This window comes from Aeromonas sobria (assembly GCF_000820145.1).
Lineage (GTDB): Bacteria > Pseudomonadota > Gammaproteobacteria > Enterobacterales > Aeromonadaceae > Aeromonas > Aeromonas sobria.
The window spans coordinates 98,627-116,137 of sequence record NZ_CDBW01000013.1; the positions used below are offsets into that span (position 1 = coordinate 98,627).

A 17,511-nucleotide genomic window follows, 5' to 3' on the forward strand; every position below is an offset into this window, starting at 1 on the left:
CAGCCCAGCAAGCCTGCCTTGCCGGGCTGTTTTTTTTTCTGCTGCAGGACACATCCAGACGACCCGCACGACCGCGATACGGATCCCCTTATCTGGTCAGGCAGGATGCCCTCCTCGGCTTCGCAAGTGAATTCGCCGCACCGGCAGGTTTACCCCATCCCTGTAGCCAGCAAACCTCGGGTTAATCAGAAATTGTTGTACGGCTTGTGTTCACTCTGGCCAACATAAGATAGCCTCCCTCTTGAGTCAGGCGAGCACCTGATTCAAGGCTCCCCATCCATCCCTGTTATCCGAGGCTCAACATGTTTTTTCAGGTCGTCTTCCTCGCCTTGCTGGCGTTGCTGCCCATGGTCAACCCGCCCACCACTGCCACCCTGCTGCTGGGGCTGAGCAAGGGGATGTCGCGCGAACACGTGCGTCGTCAGGTCAACCTGGCGGCCATCTATCTGTTCTGCACCCTCTGCATCACCTTCTTTATTGGATCCTCGATCCTGGATCTGTTCGGGATCTCCATCCCGGGCTTGCGCCTGGCCGGTGGCCTCATCATCGGCTTCATCGGCTTTCGCATGCTGTTCCCCGCCCCCAGCCAGCAAAGCGGAGTCGATATCAACCAGAGCATCGCCTTTGTGCCGCTCACCATGCCCAGCATGTGCGGGCCGGGCACCATGGCGCTGGTAATAAGCGGTGCTGCCCAGATTGCCGAGCTGCCTGACGAGTACAACCGCCTCACCATCTACGGCGCCATGATCACTGCTTTTGCCCTGATGAGCCTCATCAGCTGGGGCGTCTTGAAGCTGGCGGATCCGGTCTGCAAGATCCTCGGCGCCACCGGCATCGACGCCATGACCCGCATCATGGGTTTCCTGCTGGTTTGCATGGGCATGCAATTTTGTATCAATGGCATCAAGGAAGTGGCACAGGATCCGGTCTTCCACGGCGGCCAGGCCGTGCAAACCGCACCGGCGCTACCGCAGGTTTCCAGCGCGTTTGATCAGTTGCCGCAGAAGCCCGCCAGCGCTGATTGAAAACGGTATCAAAAAGTCCCTGACGATCTGCACTGATCTTGTTCCTGATCATGTTATTGACACACAGATGAGTTAGTTTGTTTTTCATACAGACTTTATTCAGACGGATGCTGATAGGTTTGTTGATGAATACCCACTCAATTTCAGGAGAGTATGCAGATGGACAAGATGCTGACCGAAATAGGAAGCCATAGCCTGTTTCACGAATACCTGAACGTGGTGGGGATTGCGAGCCCATCTCTCGCCAAAATCGAACAGCGCTGGGAATATAAAGATCAAGAGCAGCTGGTTGCCAAAATCCAGATCGACAAACTGGGCAACGCCCGCTACTTCATCGACGCCCGCGCCATCTCCGTCAACTGATACCGATTACTCCGCCAGCCCCGGCCAACTGACCGGGGCTTTTTGTTGTCTGCGATACCGCGCTCAACGGCAGATCCCATCATTGTGCTGATGACAATCGACCATCCGTCTGTCTGTTTTTTGTACAGCACGCATTCAGCTCAACACAGCTATCTTGGCTAGCGAATACCCTTACTTCAGAAGAGTATCCCGATGACCAAGATGCTGACCGAAATCGGCAGTCATAGCCTGTTTCACGAATACCTGAACGTGCTCGGCATAGCCAATCCAACCCTTGCCAACGTAGAGCAGCTGTGGGAACACAGGCAGCAAGAGAGGCTAATCGCCAAAATCCAGATCGATAAACAAGGCAAGGCCCGTTACTTCATCGACGCCCGCGCTATTTCGGTCAACTGATAGCGCTCCCCCGCAAGCCCCGGCCAACTGACCGGGGCTTTTTGCTGTCGGCATGATGGGCAAAGCCTCTGCCACCTCATATCCTCCTCTCTTTGGTTGTGATGGTCTCATGCAGGAATTTTTACAACTAAAAACAAAATATAAATGGAATAATTAATTATGCGAGATTGATCTCATAACTAAAATCAAAAATCGAGCATGATGACCAACATCAAGAAGGATGATTTACGCCGGGAATGGCGACGACCTGATGTAGAGGAAACGATGACCATTGACCTATCAAGCATGATTACTGAAACCCGCAATCCAGCCAGCATCGAGATCGATCAGCTCCCGACACTGGATATGCTGCGGATCATCAATCAAGAAGATCAACACGTTGCTGTGGCTGTAGGCCAACTGCTTCCCGAGATCGCCAAGGCGGTCGATGCTATCGCCGAGGCATTTGGCAAGGGCGGCCGCCTGATCTACATCGGGGCAGGCACCTCCGGACGTCTCGGCATTCTGGATGCCAGCGAATGCCCACCCACCTATGGGGTCTCTGCCGAACTGGTCATCGGCCTGATTGCAGGGGGCCACAAGGCCATCCTGCAGGCGGTGGAGAATGCCGAAGACGATGCAGAGCTCGGTACCAACGACCTGAAAAACATCCACTTCAGTGCCAACGACGTGCTAGTAGGCATCGCAGCCAGCGGGCGAACCCCCTATGTGCTAGGCGCCATGCAGTATGCCAGAAGCCTGGGAGCAACGGTGTGCAGTATCAGTTGCAACCCGGGCAGCCCGCTCGCCAAAGCGGCCGACATCAGCATGGTCGCCGTTGTCGGGCCCGAAATTGTGACCGGCTCCTCTCGCATGAAAGCGGGCACCGCCCAGAAGCTGATCCTCAATATGCTCTCTACCGGCGCCATGATCCGTACCGGCAAGGTCTACGGCAACCTGATGGTGGATGTAGAGGCGACCAACGCCAAGCTGGTGGAACGCCAGAAGCGGATCGTCATGGAAGCAACCGAATGTGACCGTGACACGGCAGAGCAAGCCCTTGCCGCCGCAGACAACCACTGCAAGACCGCCATCGTAATGATCCTGGCCAATATCTCCGCCAGCGAAGCGCGAGAGCGACTGCAGAGCAGCGGCGGCTTTATCAGCAAATGCACCGATTGATCGGCCAATCGCACATTGGCCGTGCCAGCAATGGCGACACGATAACAACATGAGCGGGGGCATCCGCCCCCTTATATCACATCAGACTGACTGGGTTCTTTATGGCAAAAATAACTGACACCATGGTTGGCCAGATCATCCAGGCCATCGGTGGCCGGGATAACATCACCAACTGTGGCCACTGCATGACCCGCTTGCGGCTGAGTCTGGCAGACAGCCTGCATGCCGACCGCGATACCATCAAACGGATCGCCGGGGTGATGGGGGTGATTGAAAGCGACAACCAGTTCCAGATCGTGCTTGGTCCGGGCAAGGCCCAGACCGCCTGCGAGATGATGAACGGCATGCTGAGTACAGACGCGGGTACCCTGACCGCCCCTCGCCCGCAATCAACGGATCTTGGTGACATCGCCGCCGCCAACAAGCAGGCGCTAAAACAGAAACAGAGCAGCGCAGCGCACCGCTTCCTGGCCAAGTTTGCCACCATTTTTACCCCGCTTATTCCCGGCTTTATCGCTGCGGGTCTGCTGCTCGGCTGCGCCACACTGATCGAGCAGACCCTGCTGCTGGAAGCGCAGCAGACAGGAGGCATGCTGGCCGAATTTGTCGGCTACATGAAGCTCTTCAGCAAGGGATTGTTCAGCTTCCTCAGCATCCTGATCGGCTACAACGCCCAGAAGGCGTTTGGCGGATCCGGGGTCAATGGCGCCATCCTCGCCTCCCTGTTTGTCATGGGGTATGACCCCCAGGCCAGCAGCGGGATCTACTCCGGCATTAGCGACTTCTTCGGTCACCAGATCGATCCGCGCGGCAACATCATCGGCGTATTGATCGCCTGCATCATAGGCGCCTCGGTGGAGCGTCAGGTTCGCCGCTTCATGCCGGACAGTCTGGATATGATCCTCACTTCCTGCATCACCCTGCTGATCATGGGGGCAGTCACCTTTATCCTGATCATGCCCCTCGGCGTACAGCTCTATAACGGCATGTCCTGGCTCTTCATCAACCTCAATGGCAACCCGTTCGGTACCGCCATTCTGGCCGGCCTGTTCCTCATCTCGGTGATGTTCGGTATCCATCAGGGGTTCGTTCCCGTCTACTTTGCGCTGATGGATGCCCAGGGCTTCAACTCCCTGTTCCCCATCCTGGCGCTGGCCGGTGCTGGACAGGTAGGCGCAGCACTGGCGCTCTACAGCCGGGCAGGCAAGGATTCACTGCTGCGCACTCAGGTGAAGGGCACCATCATCCCGGGCATTCTGGGGGTCGGTGAGCCGCTCATCTACGGCGTCACCCTGCCACGGGTCAAACCCTTCATCACCGCCTGCTGCGGTGGTTCGCTGGGCGGCTTCGTGGTGGGCCTCATCTCCTGGATGGGTCTGCCGGTTGGTCTTAACACCGTCTTTGGCCCCTCCGGCATCGTCGCCCTGCCGCTGATGACCTCCGCCCAGGGGATCTTCCCCGGCATGATGGTCTATGCCGTCGGCCTCGCCGTCGCCTACCTCGGCGGCTACCTCTTCACCCTGATGTTCGGCTGCAAGAACGTCGACCTGAGTTAACTAACTATTAAACGCTGGCCAAAAAATACTTGGCCAGCTAATTAAATAATGCGACTCACATCTATTTTTATATATCTGAGATCTGACCATATTTTCGAACGTGCAATCACTTTCACCGTTGTCATAAACAAATTAAAGCAGCAAGTCATACACGAACATCCCTTTAATTATAACGGAATTTTACCCCCTCCGCCTCACTATTAAATGAGATTAGTTATTATGAAAAAACTCGCACCACTCACCTCATTGCTATTAGCAATGGGGGCCAATGCCGCGCCATTAGCACAAGAGAAATTACAAATCTTGTGGCAACAACCGCAACAGTCGGCACAGCAAATCATTGACCATATGAGCTTGCGCGAAATGATCGGACAAACATTAATGCTCGATTTTCGTGCTTGGGGCAAGGATGATAAAGAACAACCAATTCCATTTAACGTAATGAATAAAGAAGTTACCGACATCATTTATAAATATCGGCTCGGCTCAGTTATTCTATTTCGTGAAAATCTGATTACCACCGAGCAAACCGTTAAATTAATTAATGATATACAAGCGGCTCGCGATGGCTTGCCGCTGTTTATCAGCGTTGACCAAGAGGGTGGTTATGTCACCCGCCTGCGTGAAGGCACCGAGATGCCAGGAAACATGGCCCTGGGAGCAACCCGCAATCCGGCGCTAGCCGAACTGTCAGGGATGATCCACGGTGCCGAGTTGGCTAGCTTGGGCTTTAATCTCAACTTTGGTCCGGTAGTTGACGTCAATAGCAACCAGAACAACCCAGTCATCGGCGTACGCTCTTACTCTGATGAGCACCCTATGGTTACCACGATGGCCAATAGCTATGTGAAGGGCATTCACAAGTACAACATCCTCACTTCCGCCAAGCACTTCCCAGGCCATGGTAACGTGGCAGTAGACTCACACTTTGGTCTACCGGAAGTGCCGTATTCAGTTAAAGAATGGTCCCAAACTGACCTTCCACCATTCGTTAACACCTTGGCCAATGGTGTCGACACTGTGATGACCGCTCATGTCGTATTCCCGAGTCTAGATGATTCCAAGCTTACCACCCTCAAGGGTGAGAAAATGGGTACCCCTGCGACCCTGTCAAAGAAAATCATTGACGGCGTGTTACGTAAACAGCTGAAATTTGATGGTTTAGTCCTGACCGATGCGATGGACATGGGAGCCATCTCCAGCAACTTCGACATGAACTGGGCCGTGGCCACAGCTTATAAAGCGGGTGTCGACATGCCCCTGATGCCGATCCCGATGTGGGGCGACGATGCCAGGATAAAACTCGACAACCTTTACGGTTACCTGACGGAGCAAGCGGACCAGGATCCGGAACTAAAAGCCCGCATTAAAGAGTCAGCCAAGCGCGTCGTTCTGAGCAAGCTGAAAAACCGCATCGATGCCGAACCAAAAGACGTGGCAAAGGCCCTGGCTGTGGTGGCTTCTGCACAGCACAAACAGTTTGAAGACATGGTGGCGGAGAATGCCGTGACCCTGATTAAAAACGACGGAGTACTACCGGTAGCACTCAATTCCGGCAAGAAGATCCTGGTCATTTCAGATGAACAACCACGCAGTGATATGATGACCAAGCACATTCAAAATCTGGCGAAACAACTGGATCTGACAGCGGTAGAAACCACTGCACGCAAAGTCACCCTGATGAACAACGATTTGGACACCGAGGCACTGCAACGCGATATAGCACATAACGATCTCGTGATACTGGCAACCTACAATCTGGCCGCCAATCCAGTCAATGCGCAAAAAATAATAAATATCGCTAATAAAGCCAGCAAAAAACTGGTCGTCATCTCAACCCGCAATCCATACGACATAGCCTATTTAAACGGTGTCCAGGCCAACATGGCGATCTACGGCATCACAGGATTTGATATCACTAACAACAACCGTAACTCGTTGGAAACAAATATCAAAGCAGGCATCTTGACCTTGTTTAAAAATCCGGATACCGCAGCCCCATTGAACAACCCAACGGGTAAACTTCCCGTTAATATAAAAACCGAGGATGGCAAAAACGTGCTATTTCCAATTAATCATGGCCTCAACTTTTAATACATAGCCCCATTAATTAAAACGATTAATCGTCCTATGCGCTAATAAAATGAAGAGTGCATTGATACTAATAGGATATTGTTAACAATGCCCATCAAAAAATTATCAGTTTTATCATTAATGTTTGTGGCTAGTTTTCCCGCTTTTTCTGCCGACCATGATGCATGGAAGATAATGTCCAATACTTTCATGGAAATCGAAAAATTTGAAGGGCATCGTGATGCTGATGGTGCAAAAGTCACCGACAAAGTCAACCTCGCTGGGCAATTGTTTATTTCTAATTCATCATCAAAATGGCGCTACTTTATTGAACATAAAGAGTCCATGCGCAATTATGGGTATGCAATTTCCGGCTCCGATAACTCTTTTATCCGTAACCGAACGCAGTTAGGTATTACGCGAAATATGTATAAGAACGGAAATAATATTTTCGATCTCAACTTAACCTATCGCAAAGAGTCAAATGACGGTGTCACTGATAGAAATGCCAGGCCATCCAACACCCTATTTTGGTTGATGCCAAGTGGTACTTACTGGATTAATGAAAAACTGGCCTTCTCCTTCTGGGATGCCTTCTATCATTACGACAATTTTAGAGCCGATAACTCTTATGAATGGGAGTCTGAGCATGGCATTGTTTACAAATTCAATGACTCAACTACCGGACGATTAATGGTTTATACCGATTGGACTTTTGATAATGATTTTAATAAAAATTGGGAACAAAATCAAATCCGTGGCTATATGACCAAAATCATCGACCCCAAATGGTCGATATCTCCATATTTCCGTTATTTTTTATCAGAGCGCTCTTATGACGCGGCAAACACCAACTACGTGACCCAACGCGCGGACGGTGGTCTCCGCATTGGCACTGAGGTTAATTACAAGCTGAATGAACGACTTACTATGTGGGCTGGTTTCGCTGTAGAAAAAACAGAATGGGAAAAACCAAAACCAAATGGTATTACCTCTGGTAGCGACAATGACCAAACTTTCTATCTAGGTCAGCTTGGCGTGAAGTACCTCTGGTAAGAACCACGACATGATCACTGTTGCATAAAATCACTCAATGGCGGCTGTCTGATTACAATAGCCGCCATTTTTATATGAATCTCGCTAGTAATTAGTAATTCACTCTACCGACCATATCACGTACCCCCTGGATTAGGGACCAGGCATTATCTCCCCTTAACTGCACCAGGCCCAAAAAGAGAATATCCGTGATGGTGTTCTGGGCGGTACGCGAAGAGATGGAGGAGATACGCAGCTCGTTCTCCTCCGCCACCGTATCCAGCACTATATCGGCCATCTGACGCAACTGTGACTGCCGATACGAGGTCACGGCAATCAGGGTCGCTCCATTGCGCTTGGCCAGCTCGGCAGCCGCCAGCACATCTCGGCTTGCGCCAGAGTAGGAGATGGTCAGCTGCACGTCACCCGGTCCCAGAGTCTGGGCGATGGAGATCTGCACATGGCTATCCTGGGCAAACAGGGTAGTCACACCGATCTTGAGCAGCTTGTACCAGAGATCTTTGGCAGTCAGTGCCGAACCGCCAATCCCCACCAGTTGCACCCTGCCCGCCTGATCGATGGCGTCAAGCACCCGCATCAAGGCCTCGCTGTCGAGGGCCTGGGTAGTCTCGATAATGGAGTTGATCTTCTCCTGCGCCAGCTTCTTGGCCATGGTCTCCAGATCGTCGTCACGCCCGATGCCATTGTAGAGATCGCCGACATTGTCGGTCTTGATGGCTTGCTTGCGCCCCAGATCCTCGCTGACCGCCAGCTTGAAGGCGGTGAAGCCCTTGAACCCGATCTTCTGGGTGAACTTCACTATGCTCGACTGGCTCACCTCCGCCTGCTGGGCTAACTCCTGGGAGGAGAAGCTGGTCACCTGCTCCGGACAGGAGAGGATATAGTCGGCAATCTTGAGCTCGCTGGGGGAGAGCTGGCTCCTGATATTGGATATTTTCGACAGGGTAAGCATGGTTTCTCTCTGTTCTTGTTCTGCGGCGAGGCTTACTGGGTGCCACCCACGGTGAGCTGGTCCAGTTTGAGGGTGGGCTGGCCGACACCGACCGGCACGCTCTGCCCCTCTTTGCCGCAGATGCCGACCCCACGATCCAGCGCAAGATCACACCCCACCATGGAGACCTGGCTCATCGCCTCCGGGCCATTGCCGATCAAAGTGGCACCCTTGATAGGGGTGGTGATCTTGCCATCCTCGATGAGGTAGGCCTCGGAGGCGGAGAAGACAAACTTGCCGGAGGTGATATCCACCTGACCGCCGCCGAAGTTGGGGGCATAGATACCCTTCTTGACCGAGGCGATGATCTCGGCCGGATCGTACTGGCCCGCCAGCATATAGGTGTTGGTCATGCGCGGCATCGGCATGGCGGCGTAGGATTCGCGGCGACCGTTGCCGGTGAGCGGCACGCCCATCAGGCGAGCGTTCTGCTTGTCCTGCAGATACCCCTTGAGGATGCCGTTTTCGATCAGCACGTTGTAACCGCCCGGCGTCCCCTCGTCATCAATAGAGACGGAGCCACGCCGACCCGGCAGGGTGCCATCATCGACGATGGTGCAGTGTTTGGAGGCCACCTGCTCGCCGATGCGACCGGCAAACGCGGAAGATCCCTTACGGTTGAAATCCCCTTCCAGACCGTGACCCACCGCCTCGTGCAGCAGCACACCTGGCCAGCCGGAACCGAGCACCACCGGCATGGTACCGGCTGGCGCATCGATAGCCTCCATGTTGACCAGTGCCTGCCGCACCGCTTCGCGCACATAGCCAAAGGCGCGGCTCTCCAGCCCGTCCAGTTCGAGGAACCAGTCATAGCCGAAGCGGCCGCCGCCCCCGGCACTGCCGCGCTCGCGGCGATCCCCCTTCTCGGCGATCACGGTCACCGACAAGCGCACCAACGGACGCACATCGGCAGCCAGGGTGCCATCGGTGGCGGCCACCAGGATCTCTTCATAAACACCGCTGATGGAGGCCATCACCTGATTGATGGCAGGGTCCAGACTTCTGGCGAACTTGTCCATCTGCTCCAGCAGGGCGATCTTCTGGTGCTTGTCGAGGGTCTGCAGCGGATCCATGGCCGGATAGAGCAGGTTCGCTTCGGTGCGAGCCCACGCCTTCACCTTGCCGTGAGCACCGGCAGCGGCAATGCCGCGAGCGGCAGTCACCGACTGTTGCAGCGCCAGCAGGCTCAGCTCGTCTGAGTAGGCGAAGCCGGTCTTCTCGCCGCTGACGGCGCGCACCCCAACCCCCTGATCGATGTTGTAGCTACCATCCTTGACGATGCCATCTTCCAGCATCCAGGACTCGTGCCAGCTGCGCTGGAAATAGAGATCGCCGAACTCCACCTGATGGCTCATCAGGCTGCCGAGCAGCTGCTGCAGGCGCCCTTCGTCGAGGTCATTCGGGGCCAACAGGGAGGCACTAACCTGGCTCAATAGACTCAATCTTCTTCTCCAATCTCGCTGTGAGATGTCGTAACGGTTAATTCATCCGGTGTGGCCCGGTGTTCAGTTCGTATTCGCAGGGTGCAATAAACGCAGTGAATGGCGCTGCCAACCCAAAGATCGGCGCAGGTGCAATGCGCTTCGCTTGTTGCACCCTACGTCAATCAACACCCCGGAATCACAGCAACCGGGCATGCCTCAGCACCGGCATGGTGCGCTGCAATTCGTCGATAAGCTCGGCATCCATCTGTGCCAGCACAGTGGCGCGGCCCGATGGCTGGCAAGCCAGCACCCGGCCCCAGGGATCGATCACCATGCTGTGGCCCCAGGTCTGGCGTCCTGTCTCGTGGGTACCGCCCTGATTGGCTGCGACTACGTAGCACTGGTTTTCGATGGCGCGGGCCCGCAGCAGCGGCTCCCAGTGCGCCTCACCGGTCACGGCGGTAAACGCGGCTGGCACCAGCAGTACGCGGGCACCAGCACGGGCCAACTGGCGGTAGAGCTCGGGAAAGCGCAAATCATAACAGATCGAGAGGCCAAGGGGACCAAAGGGGGAGTCCACCAGCACGGGAGCCTCCCCCGCACTGAAGGTCTCCGACTCCCGATAGCGACCGTGATTGTCCGCCACATCCACATCGAACAGGTGGATCTTATGGTAGTGGCCCTTGAGCTCGCCGCTTGGGTCAAACACCAACGAACTGGTGTGGATATGGTCGGAACCTGCGATGGCGGTCGGCATAGCCCCGGCCACCAGCCAGATGCCAAAGTCGCGGGCCCACTCGGCCAACTGCTGCTGGATGGGCGCGGCTCCGCTCAGGTCGGTGCCGATTGCCTCAGCACCATCCAGATAGCCCTGCCGCTCGCCAAACAGGGCAAAGTTCTCCGGCAGCAGCACTAGCATTGGCCGCTCTTTTGGCAAGGCCGCCAGCTCGGCGGCGATCTGCTCCCGGTTATCGTGCCAGTGACGGCCAGATACCAGCTGTATTGCGGCTAACCACATGACGCTCTCCTTGTCGCTTGCCTTGTAGATTGGACCATCAGACGGTAACAGCATCCCCCGCCTGCAGGGTGTAATCCAGCACTATGATACGCGCCAGCACCGGGCGAAAGATGGCCTTGAGGGCATCGTGATCAGGATGGGGCAGATAGCGCTGGCGGGCCGCTTCGTCGGCAAAGGTCATCAGCACGCTGTGGGTAAAGCCGTCATCCCTCCCCTCGGGGCTGTCATTCTCCCCCCACTCCACGGCAGTCACACCACTGACCTTGGTCGGTATGGCGAGGAAGGCGGCCCTGACGGCGGCAATGTCAGCGGGGAGTGCATCGGGCTTGAAGGTAATCAGCAGAATATGTCGGATCATGGCTCTCTCCTTGAGCGTGAGCAGGTCGAGGCTAGGGTGGCGCCAGCATCAGGGCTGGCGCGGGCTACCCGGTTGTGGATTCAGCAGGAAAGGGGTGGCCGCTGGCAGCGTGGGCGCCGCCGCATCGACCGCCTGTTTCTGCTGCTGGTTGAGCTTGATGCGAGCGCGATCCCGCCCCGCTTCGATCAGCTTGGGTGCGTCGAGCGGGCCCGAGATGCGAAAATCGATGCGGGTCACCACATCCACCACCGGCTCCAGCAGTTTGGAGAGGGCCAGCACGTAGAGGCCTGTGACCGGGGTGATGGAGAAGGCCGCCACCACCGGCAAGGTGCCCCCCAGATTGGGGGAGAAGCTCAGCTCGTAGTCGAGCTGCCAGCGCACCAGATCGGCGATCCCCTCGCCGCGCAGGTTACCTGCCGCCCCCTTCATATAGAAATCATCATTGCTGACCTGCCCCTGCTTGATGGTGGCAGAGGCGGACATGGATTCGAAGTAGAAGCCCTTGTCGAACACATCGCGAAAATCGAGGCGCAGCTTACGCAACAGGGAGTCGAGGCTAAGCAGGGAGAGCAGCCGTGCCCCCTTGTCGTTGACCTCCCGCAGGGTGCCGCCTTCCAGCTGATAGTTGGCACTTCCCCCCAGAGTCGGCAGGCTCGGACGATAGGGCACATCCTGCCAGTTCAGATCAAAGGCGAGGGAGCCGGGGGCATCGCCGATGGGCGAGGTGTAGCCGAGCCGCTTGAGTAGCAGCTCGCTGTTATTGCTGGTCAGCTTGCCACGGGCGCGGGTCTGCATCCGGTTGCCATCAGCCAGCCAATCGACGCTGCCGGTGAGCTGACTACCCGCCAGCCGCACATCCAGCCCCTTGAGGGTCACCTTGTTGGCGCCGGGCACCAGCTCCCCTTTCACTTCACCGAGCGGCAATTCGCCAAAGCGGCAATCGACACAGCTCACCTGCAGCCAGGGAATGGAGGCCATGATGGCGTTGTCCTGCTTGGCATCAGGATCCGGGCTGAGATCCGAACTCTTGCCGGACCAGTGGATGCGGGCAAACTTGGCATCCACCGGGCGATTGGCCACCGCAGGCAGGCGGATCACCCCCATCACATCGGGGCTGTCGATCATCACCTCGGTCGCCTGATTGGTCGGCCCCACGGTGAAGCGGGTCGCCTTGAGGGTAGCACTGCCGATATAGGCGCGGGCCAACTGACCGTCTACCCACCACTCCTGCGGCAGGAAGGAGGGGCCGACCACCGCATTGCCGGTCTGGTTCTGCGCCGGCAACCACTGTTTGAGTCGCGCCAGCCAGCCGCCCACGTCGGCCTCCTGCTGGTTGATGGCAAGCAGCATGGGCACATCCCGTAGTACCCGGGCGCCAGGCTGCCCCACATCGACCCTTAACCGACTGAGGTAGGGCACCCCTTCGCCGTAGACCAGTCGGGTCTGCATATCCACATCGGCACCCAGCACGGCGCGAATGTCGGCGCTGCCATCCCGGCCACGGGCGATCACCTTGAGCGGTAGACGGCTGCTGGCAACCTTGGCCAGCGGCAACGGCAGATCCAGCCCCATCCCCTGCAGGTTGGAGTCCATCGCCAGCTGGAAGCTGAACGGCTTGCTCTCGGGCAGGGTCAGCCCCAGCTTGCCGCCCCAGTTGCTGCGGCCGTTGAGGATACCGAATGAGGAGATGGCTGCTGGCTGGCGGCGACTATCCCACTGCCCCTTGAAATTGAGGTCGACCTGATAGTGATCCGGATGCTGACGCCCCTGATAGTCGAGGGTCAGCGGCTGATTCCACAGGCTCGCCTTGAGATTGCTGAAACGGGTCTGCTCGTTGTCATATTCGAGGCGCCCCTGCACCTTCTCCAGCGGCAGATCCAGACTGGCGACCCGCACCTTGTTGTTGCTGAAGATGGCATCGCCGCTCGCCTTCACCTCGCTCTCGCCATCGAGAGGGATATCGAGCTTGACCGAACCGGCCATCGGGCCGCGGATCTCGATCTCCCGCAGCGCCTGCCCCACCGAACTGCCCAGCGGGGAGTCCTGCAGGTAGTCACTGATGGCTTGGCCCTCACCCTGCACTTTGGCATCCACGTAGAGATGGCCGCCGGGAGAGAGGCTCGGGATCCAGGCATGCACCGAGTCAGAGCTCGCCTTGCCCAGCATGGTCGAACGGCTGCGCATATCGAGACTGGCGTTCTGGAACAGCAGATCGATCTGCAAGTCAGTCAGCGATTGCCAACCGGGGAAGAACTGGTAGGTGGCCTGCTCAAGGGGCACCGCCACCTGAAAGATGCCCTCGCCCTGCTCATAAGGAAAATCCCTGAACTCCCCATACCAGAGCAGGTCAGCACCCTTGGCCTTGCCACCCTTGAGTGCGCCGCTCAGGTAGTCCACCAGCCCCTTGTCCATCACTTGTAACGGGTAGTAGCGATCAGCGTTGCCCGCGTTCTTCACGTCGATGCGGCCAGTCAGCGCCAGAAAGGGGTGTTCGAACAGATCGAGCCGAAAGCGGCTGGCCAGAGTCAGGTCCGGGTTATCCAGCGCGATATCCTGGCCATAGAGCACCCACCCTTGCGCCTCACGCCACCAGTCGAGGCGGGCCGAGAGGCGGTCCACCGGGATCGGCTCCTTGAAATGGCGGGCCGGATCCAGCTTGTCGCTGAGCAGTGCCACACTGACGCGGCCCCCCTTGGGGGTCAGCCAGAACTCACCGTTGAGATCGCCAAAGCCGGGCACATCGTGCCAGGCGTTCAAGCTCACATGGGCGATTTGGCCGCTGAGGGAGAGATCCTGCCACCCGGCATCGGCCTGCAGGGTCAAATCGGTCAGCTTGCCCTTGGGCTTGCTCTGCTTGAGCAGTTCACTCTGGGCAGGGTAAATCCCGGAGACCAGCTGGCTCAGCTGGGCGATCTGATCGAGATCGATCTGCGGCACATAGCCTTGCACTCGCTCACCGACCCGCTCCAGCTGCAACCGGCTATGTAGCCAGGGCTTGTCATCCAGCTTGAAAATCACATTGTGGCTGGCCAACTGCCAGTTCTGGCCATCACGGCGCAACTGGATCTTGCCACCATCCAGCCCGAGACGATGCAGCCTCTGATCCTTGAGATCCTTCCAAATCAGGTAGTTGTTGCCAAATTCCAGCAAGGTGTTGCCCAGCTTGCCGTGGTCGAACTCACTCCAGAGCTGAAAATCGATCTGGCCCGCCAGTTTCGGCTCACCGGCATGAATTTTGGCAAGAATGGGGCTGATATCGAGCTGGCGGGCGCCCAGATAGAGCTGCCCCTTGAGACGGTCGAGGCGAGCGCTGGGAGCTTCGACTTCGAGGATCAGGTCGATGGTGCTTTCGCCCACCCCGTTGATCAGATAGGCCTTGCCGACCCCCTGATGGCGTTTGCCGCGGTTCTGCCAGCGCAGTTGGGCAATATCGAGGGCCCGCAAATCACCAACGGAGGTGGTGACACTAAGGCGGGTGTTATGTACATCAAAGGTGGTGAGCTGGGTCAGCAGAAAGCGCAGCAAGGCACCTTGCTGCGCGTCTCCCTCGGGCTCGCGGCTATTGGCTGGCTGGCTGAAATCGAGGGTAATGTCGCCGTCGCTGAGGATCAGCTCGCCAAACACCGGCTTGAGCTGATTGAGGGTGCGCCAGAAGTCGAGATGCACCCAGGCTTTGCCGAGCTGTACGGTAAAACGCCCCGAATCCGGGGCGATGGCAAGTTGCTGCAGTTCGAGGGCAGGGCCGGACTGTGTCCAGTCCAGTCCCACCTGACCTACGCTGACCTTGAGTTGTGAATCCCCCAGCAGAGTGTGGATCAGACTCTCCCGGTATTGGTTCAGCAAAGGACCACCGACCCGCACCAAAGTGACCATCATGGCCAACAGTACGAACAGGATCCCCAGGGCAAACCAGCCCCGACTCAGCCAGCGATAGACCAATTACATCATCACCACGTCAAACTGCTCCTGACCGCAGAGGGGCTCGCTCACCACCCTCACCTGCTTGCCGATGAACACCTCCAGCTCAGCCAGACTGTGGGACTCTTCGCCACGCAGATAATCGGCCACGGCTGGCGCCGCATAGACGGTAAACTGATCCGCATCATACGCACGGTTGACCCGGATCAGCTCGCGCAGGATCTCGAAGCAGACCGACTCCACCGTCTTGACCCGACCACGCCCCTTGCACTCCGGGCACTCAGAGCAGAGCACATGCTCCAGACTCTCGCGGGTGCGCTTGCGGGTCATCTCTACCAGACCGAGCTGGGAGAAGCCGTTGACGTTAGTCTTGGCGCGATCTTTGGACAGCGCCTGCTCCAGACTGTGCAGCACCCGACGGCGGTGATCTTCGGACTGCATATCGATGAAATCGAGGATGATGATGCCGCCGAGGTTGCGCAAGCGCAGGTGACGGGCAATGGCCGCCGTTGCCTCGACGTTGGTGTTGAAGATGGTCTCTTCCAGATTGCGATGGCCGACGAAGGCGCCGGTGTTGATATCCACCGTGGTCATGGCTTCGGTCTGGTCGATGATGATGTAACCGCCAGATTTCAACTCCACCTTGCGCTCCAACGCCCGCTGGATCTCGTTCTCTACATCATAGAGATCGAAGATCGGCGACTCGCCAGAGTAATACTCCAGCTTGTTGGCCAGCTCCGGCACGTACTCCTCGGTGAAGCGCTTGAGCTGATCGAAGCTCTGGCGTGAATCGACCCGGATCTTGTCGAGCTCGGCACCGACAAAGTCACGCACCACCCGAAATGCCAGGCTGGGATCCTCGTAGAGGATCTTGCAAGGGGGATACTTCTGCTTACGCTCGAGGATCTTGCGCCACAGCCGTTTGAGGAAGGCTGCATCCTGCTCCAGCTCCTGCTCACCCACCCCTTCGGCGGCGGTACGGATGATGTAGCCACCCAGATCATCTACATAGCTAGCCACGGTGCGCTTGAGTCTCTCCCGCTCCCCTTCGGATTCGATACGCTGGGAGACGCCGACGTGGGCACTGCCCGGCATAAAGACCAGATAGCGGGATGGCAGGGTGATATCGGTAGTGAGACGGGCCCCCTTGGTACCGAGCGGATCTTTCACCACCTGCACCATGATGTCCTGACCCTGGCGTACCAGCTCGGCGATGTTGCCGACCTGGAACTGCTCTTTCTCTTTGACTGCCACACATTCGGTGTGGGGCACGATATCGGAGGCATGGAGAAAAGCGGCCTTGTCCATGCCGATATCGACGAATGCCGCCTGCATACCGGGCAGCACCCGACTGATCTTGCCTTTGTAGATATTGCCCACAATGCCGCGCTTGGCCTGACGCTCGACATGCACTTCCTGCAGCAGGCCGTTTTCGACCAGCGCAACCCGGGTTTCAGAGGGAGTAACGTTAACCAGCAGTTCTACTGACATAAGTAACCTTGCCTGTTCCAGTTTTGAATTCTATAGAGCCAATCCGGTACAACGCGCGCAAGGGAAACGCAGCAGAGCACAGCTGACGGGAAATTATTTGAGCTGTTCCAGATGATGCTTGATCAACAGGTCCGTCTCCAGCAGGGGCAGGCCGACCACGGCGCTATAGCTCCCCTCGATACGGCTGACAAACTTGCCGGCAATGCCCTGAATGCCATAAGCCCCGGCCTTGTCACAGGGCTCACCGGTCTGCCAGTAGGCCTCGATCTCGGCCTCGTCCAGTTTGCGAAACGCCACATTGGTGCTGACCAGACGAACGTCACAACGGTCCTTGCTGGCCAGCGCCACCGCCGTCATCACTTGATGGACCTTGCCGGAGAGTGCCTCCAGCATATCTTTGGCGTCCAGCAGATCGGAGGGCTTTTCCAGCACCCGATCCCCCAGTACCACAATAGTGTCGGCACCGAGCACAGGTAAAGCCGTCGGTGCGGCGGCGACACCGGCGGTGGCCTTGTCACGGGCGAGGCGGCAGACATAATCCTGCGCCTTTTCACCCTCTTCCCGCTGCTCGGGCACATCCAGTTTCAATACCTCAAAGCGGTAGCCAAGCTGGGTCAGCAGCTCACGGCGGCGGGGAGAAGCCGAGGCGAGATAGAGTTGTGGTTCGTTGTTTTTGTTCAT

At 57.0% G+C, this 17,511-nt stretch carries 14 protein-coding genes; 7 read left to right on the forward strand and 7 right to left on the reverse strand.

Features of this window, described 5'->3' with window-relative positions; genetic code table 11:
- Positions 1-302 precede the first annotated feature (302 nt).
- From BN1135_RS06115 to BN1135_RS06145, 7 genes are all read left to right on the forward strand, one after another.
- The gene (locus BN1135_RS06115; RefSeq protein WP_042019628.1) at positions 303-1,025 is read left to right on the forward strand and encodes a MarC family NAAT transporter; all 723 of its coding nucleotides are present in this window, start codon (positions 303-305) and stop codon (positions 1,023-1,025) included.
- 159 nt (positions 1,026-1,184) lie between these two features.
- Positions 1,185-1,388 (forward strand): hypothetical protein, encoded by a 204-nt coding sequence (locus tag BN1135_RS06120; protein WP_042019766.1) that lies wholly within the window; start codon positions 1,185-1,187, stop codon positions 1,386-1,388.
- A 192-nt stretch (positions 1,389-1,580) separates the two neighbouring features.
- On the forward strand, positions 1,581-1,784 hold the full coding sequence (locus BN1135_RS06125; protein ID WP_042019629.1) for a hypothetical protein: 204 nt from the start codon (positions 1,581-1,583) through the stop codon (positions 1,782-1,784).
- A gap of 264 nt (positions 1,785-2,048) precedes the next feature.
- Complete coding sequence (gene murQ / locus BN1135_RS06130) at positions 2,049-2,945, forward strand: N-acetylmuramic acid 6-phosphate etherase (RefSeq protein ID WP_042019630.1); 897 nt, start codon at positions 2,049-2,051, stop codon at positions 2,943-2,945.
- A gap of 101 nt (positions 2,946-3,046) precedes the next feature.
- The gene (murP, locus tag BN1135_RS06135; RefSeq protein ID WP_042019632.1) at positions 3,047-4,501 is read left to right on the forward strand and encodes a PTS N-acetylmuramic acid transporter subunit IIBC; all 1,455 of its coding nucleotides are present in this window, start codon (positions 3,047-3,049) and stop codon (positions 4,499-4,501) included.
- Between the two features lie 219 nt (positions 4,502-4,720).
- Positions 4,721-6,595 carry a glycoside hydrolase family 3 protein gene (locus BN1135_RS06140; protein ID WP_042019634.1) on the forward strand — a complete coding sequence of 625 codons (1,875 nt, stop codon included), beginning with the start codon at positions 4,721-4,723 and terminating at the stop codon, positions 6,593-6,595.
- Between the two features lie 87 nt (positions 6,596-6,682).
- A complete protein-coding gene (locus BN1135_RS06145; protein WP_042019635.1) occupies positions 6,683-7,630 on the forward strand; it encodes an OmpG family monomeric porin in 948 nt (315 codons plus the stop codon).
- Positions 7,631-7,721: 91 nt separating this feature from the next.
- Here the strand turns inward: BN1135_RS06145 and BN1135_RS06150 are convergent, their stop codons facing one another.
- The 7 genes from BN1135_RS06150 to BN1135_RS06180 form a co-directional block, all read right to left on the reverse strand.
- Positions 7,722-8,582, reverse strand: a complete 861-nt coding sequence (locus BN1135_RS06150; RefSeq protein WP_042019636.1) for an SIS domain-containing protein — start codon at positions 8,580-8,582, stop codon at positions 7,722-7,724.
- A gap of 32 nt (positions 8,583-8,614) precedes the next feature.
- A complete protein-coding gene (tldD, locus tag BN1135_RS06155) occupies positions 8,615-10,063 on the reverse strand; it encodes a metalloprotease TldD (protein WP_042019638.1) in 1,449 nt (482 codons plus the stop codon).
- A 178-nt stretch (positions 10,064-10,241) separates the two neighbouring features.
- Complete coding sequence (locus BN1135_RS06160; protein ID WP_042019640.1) at positions 10,242-11,063, reverse strand: carbon-nitrogen hydrolase family protein; 822 nt, start codon at positions 11,061-11,063, stop codon at positions 10,242-10,244.
- 37 nt (positions 11,064-11,100) lie between these two features.
- On the reverse strand, positions 11,101-11,421 hold the full coding sequence (locus BN1135_RS06165) for a Dabb family protein (RefSeq protein WP_042019641.1): 321 nt from the start codon (positions 11,419-11,421) through the stop codon (positions 11,101-11,103).
- 48 nt (positions 11,422-11,469) lie between these two features.
- Positions 11,470-15,360, reverse strand: a complete 3,891-nt coding sequence (locus BN1135_RS06170; RefSeq protein ID WP_042019642.1) for a YhdP family protein — start codon at positions 15,358-15,360, stop codon at positions 11,470-11,472.
- Complete coding sequence (rng, locus tag BN1135_RS06175; RefSeq protein WP_042019644.1) at positions 15,361-16,830, reverse strand: ribonuclease G; 1,470 nt, start codon at positions 16,828-16,830, stop codon at positions 15,361-15,363.
- 93 nt (positions 16,831-16,923) lie between these two features.
- A complete protein-coding gene (locus BN1135_RS06180) occupies positions 16,924-17,511 on the reverse strand; it encodes a Maf family protein (protein ID WP_042019646.1) in 588 nt (195 codons plus the stop codon).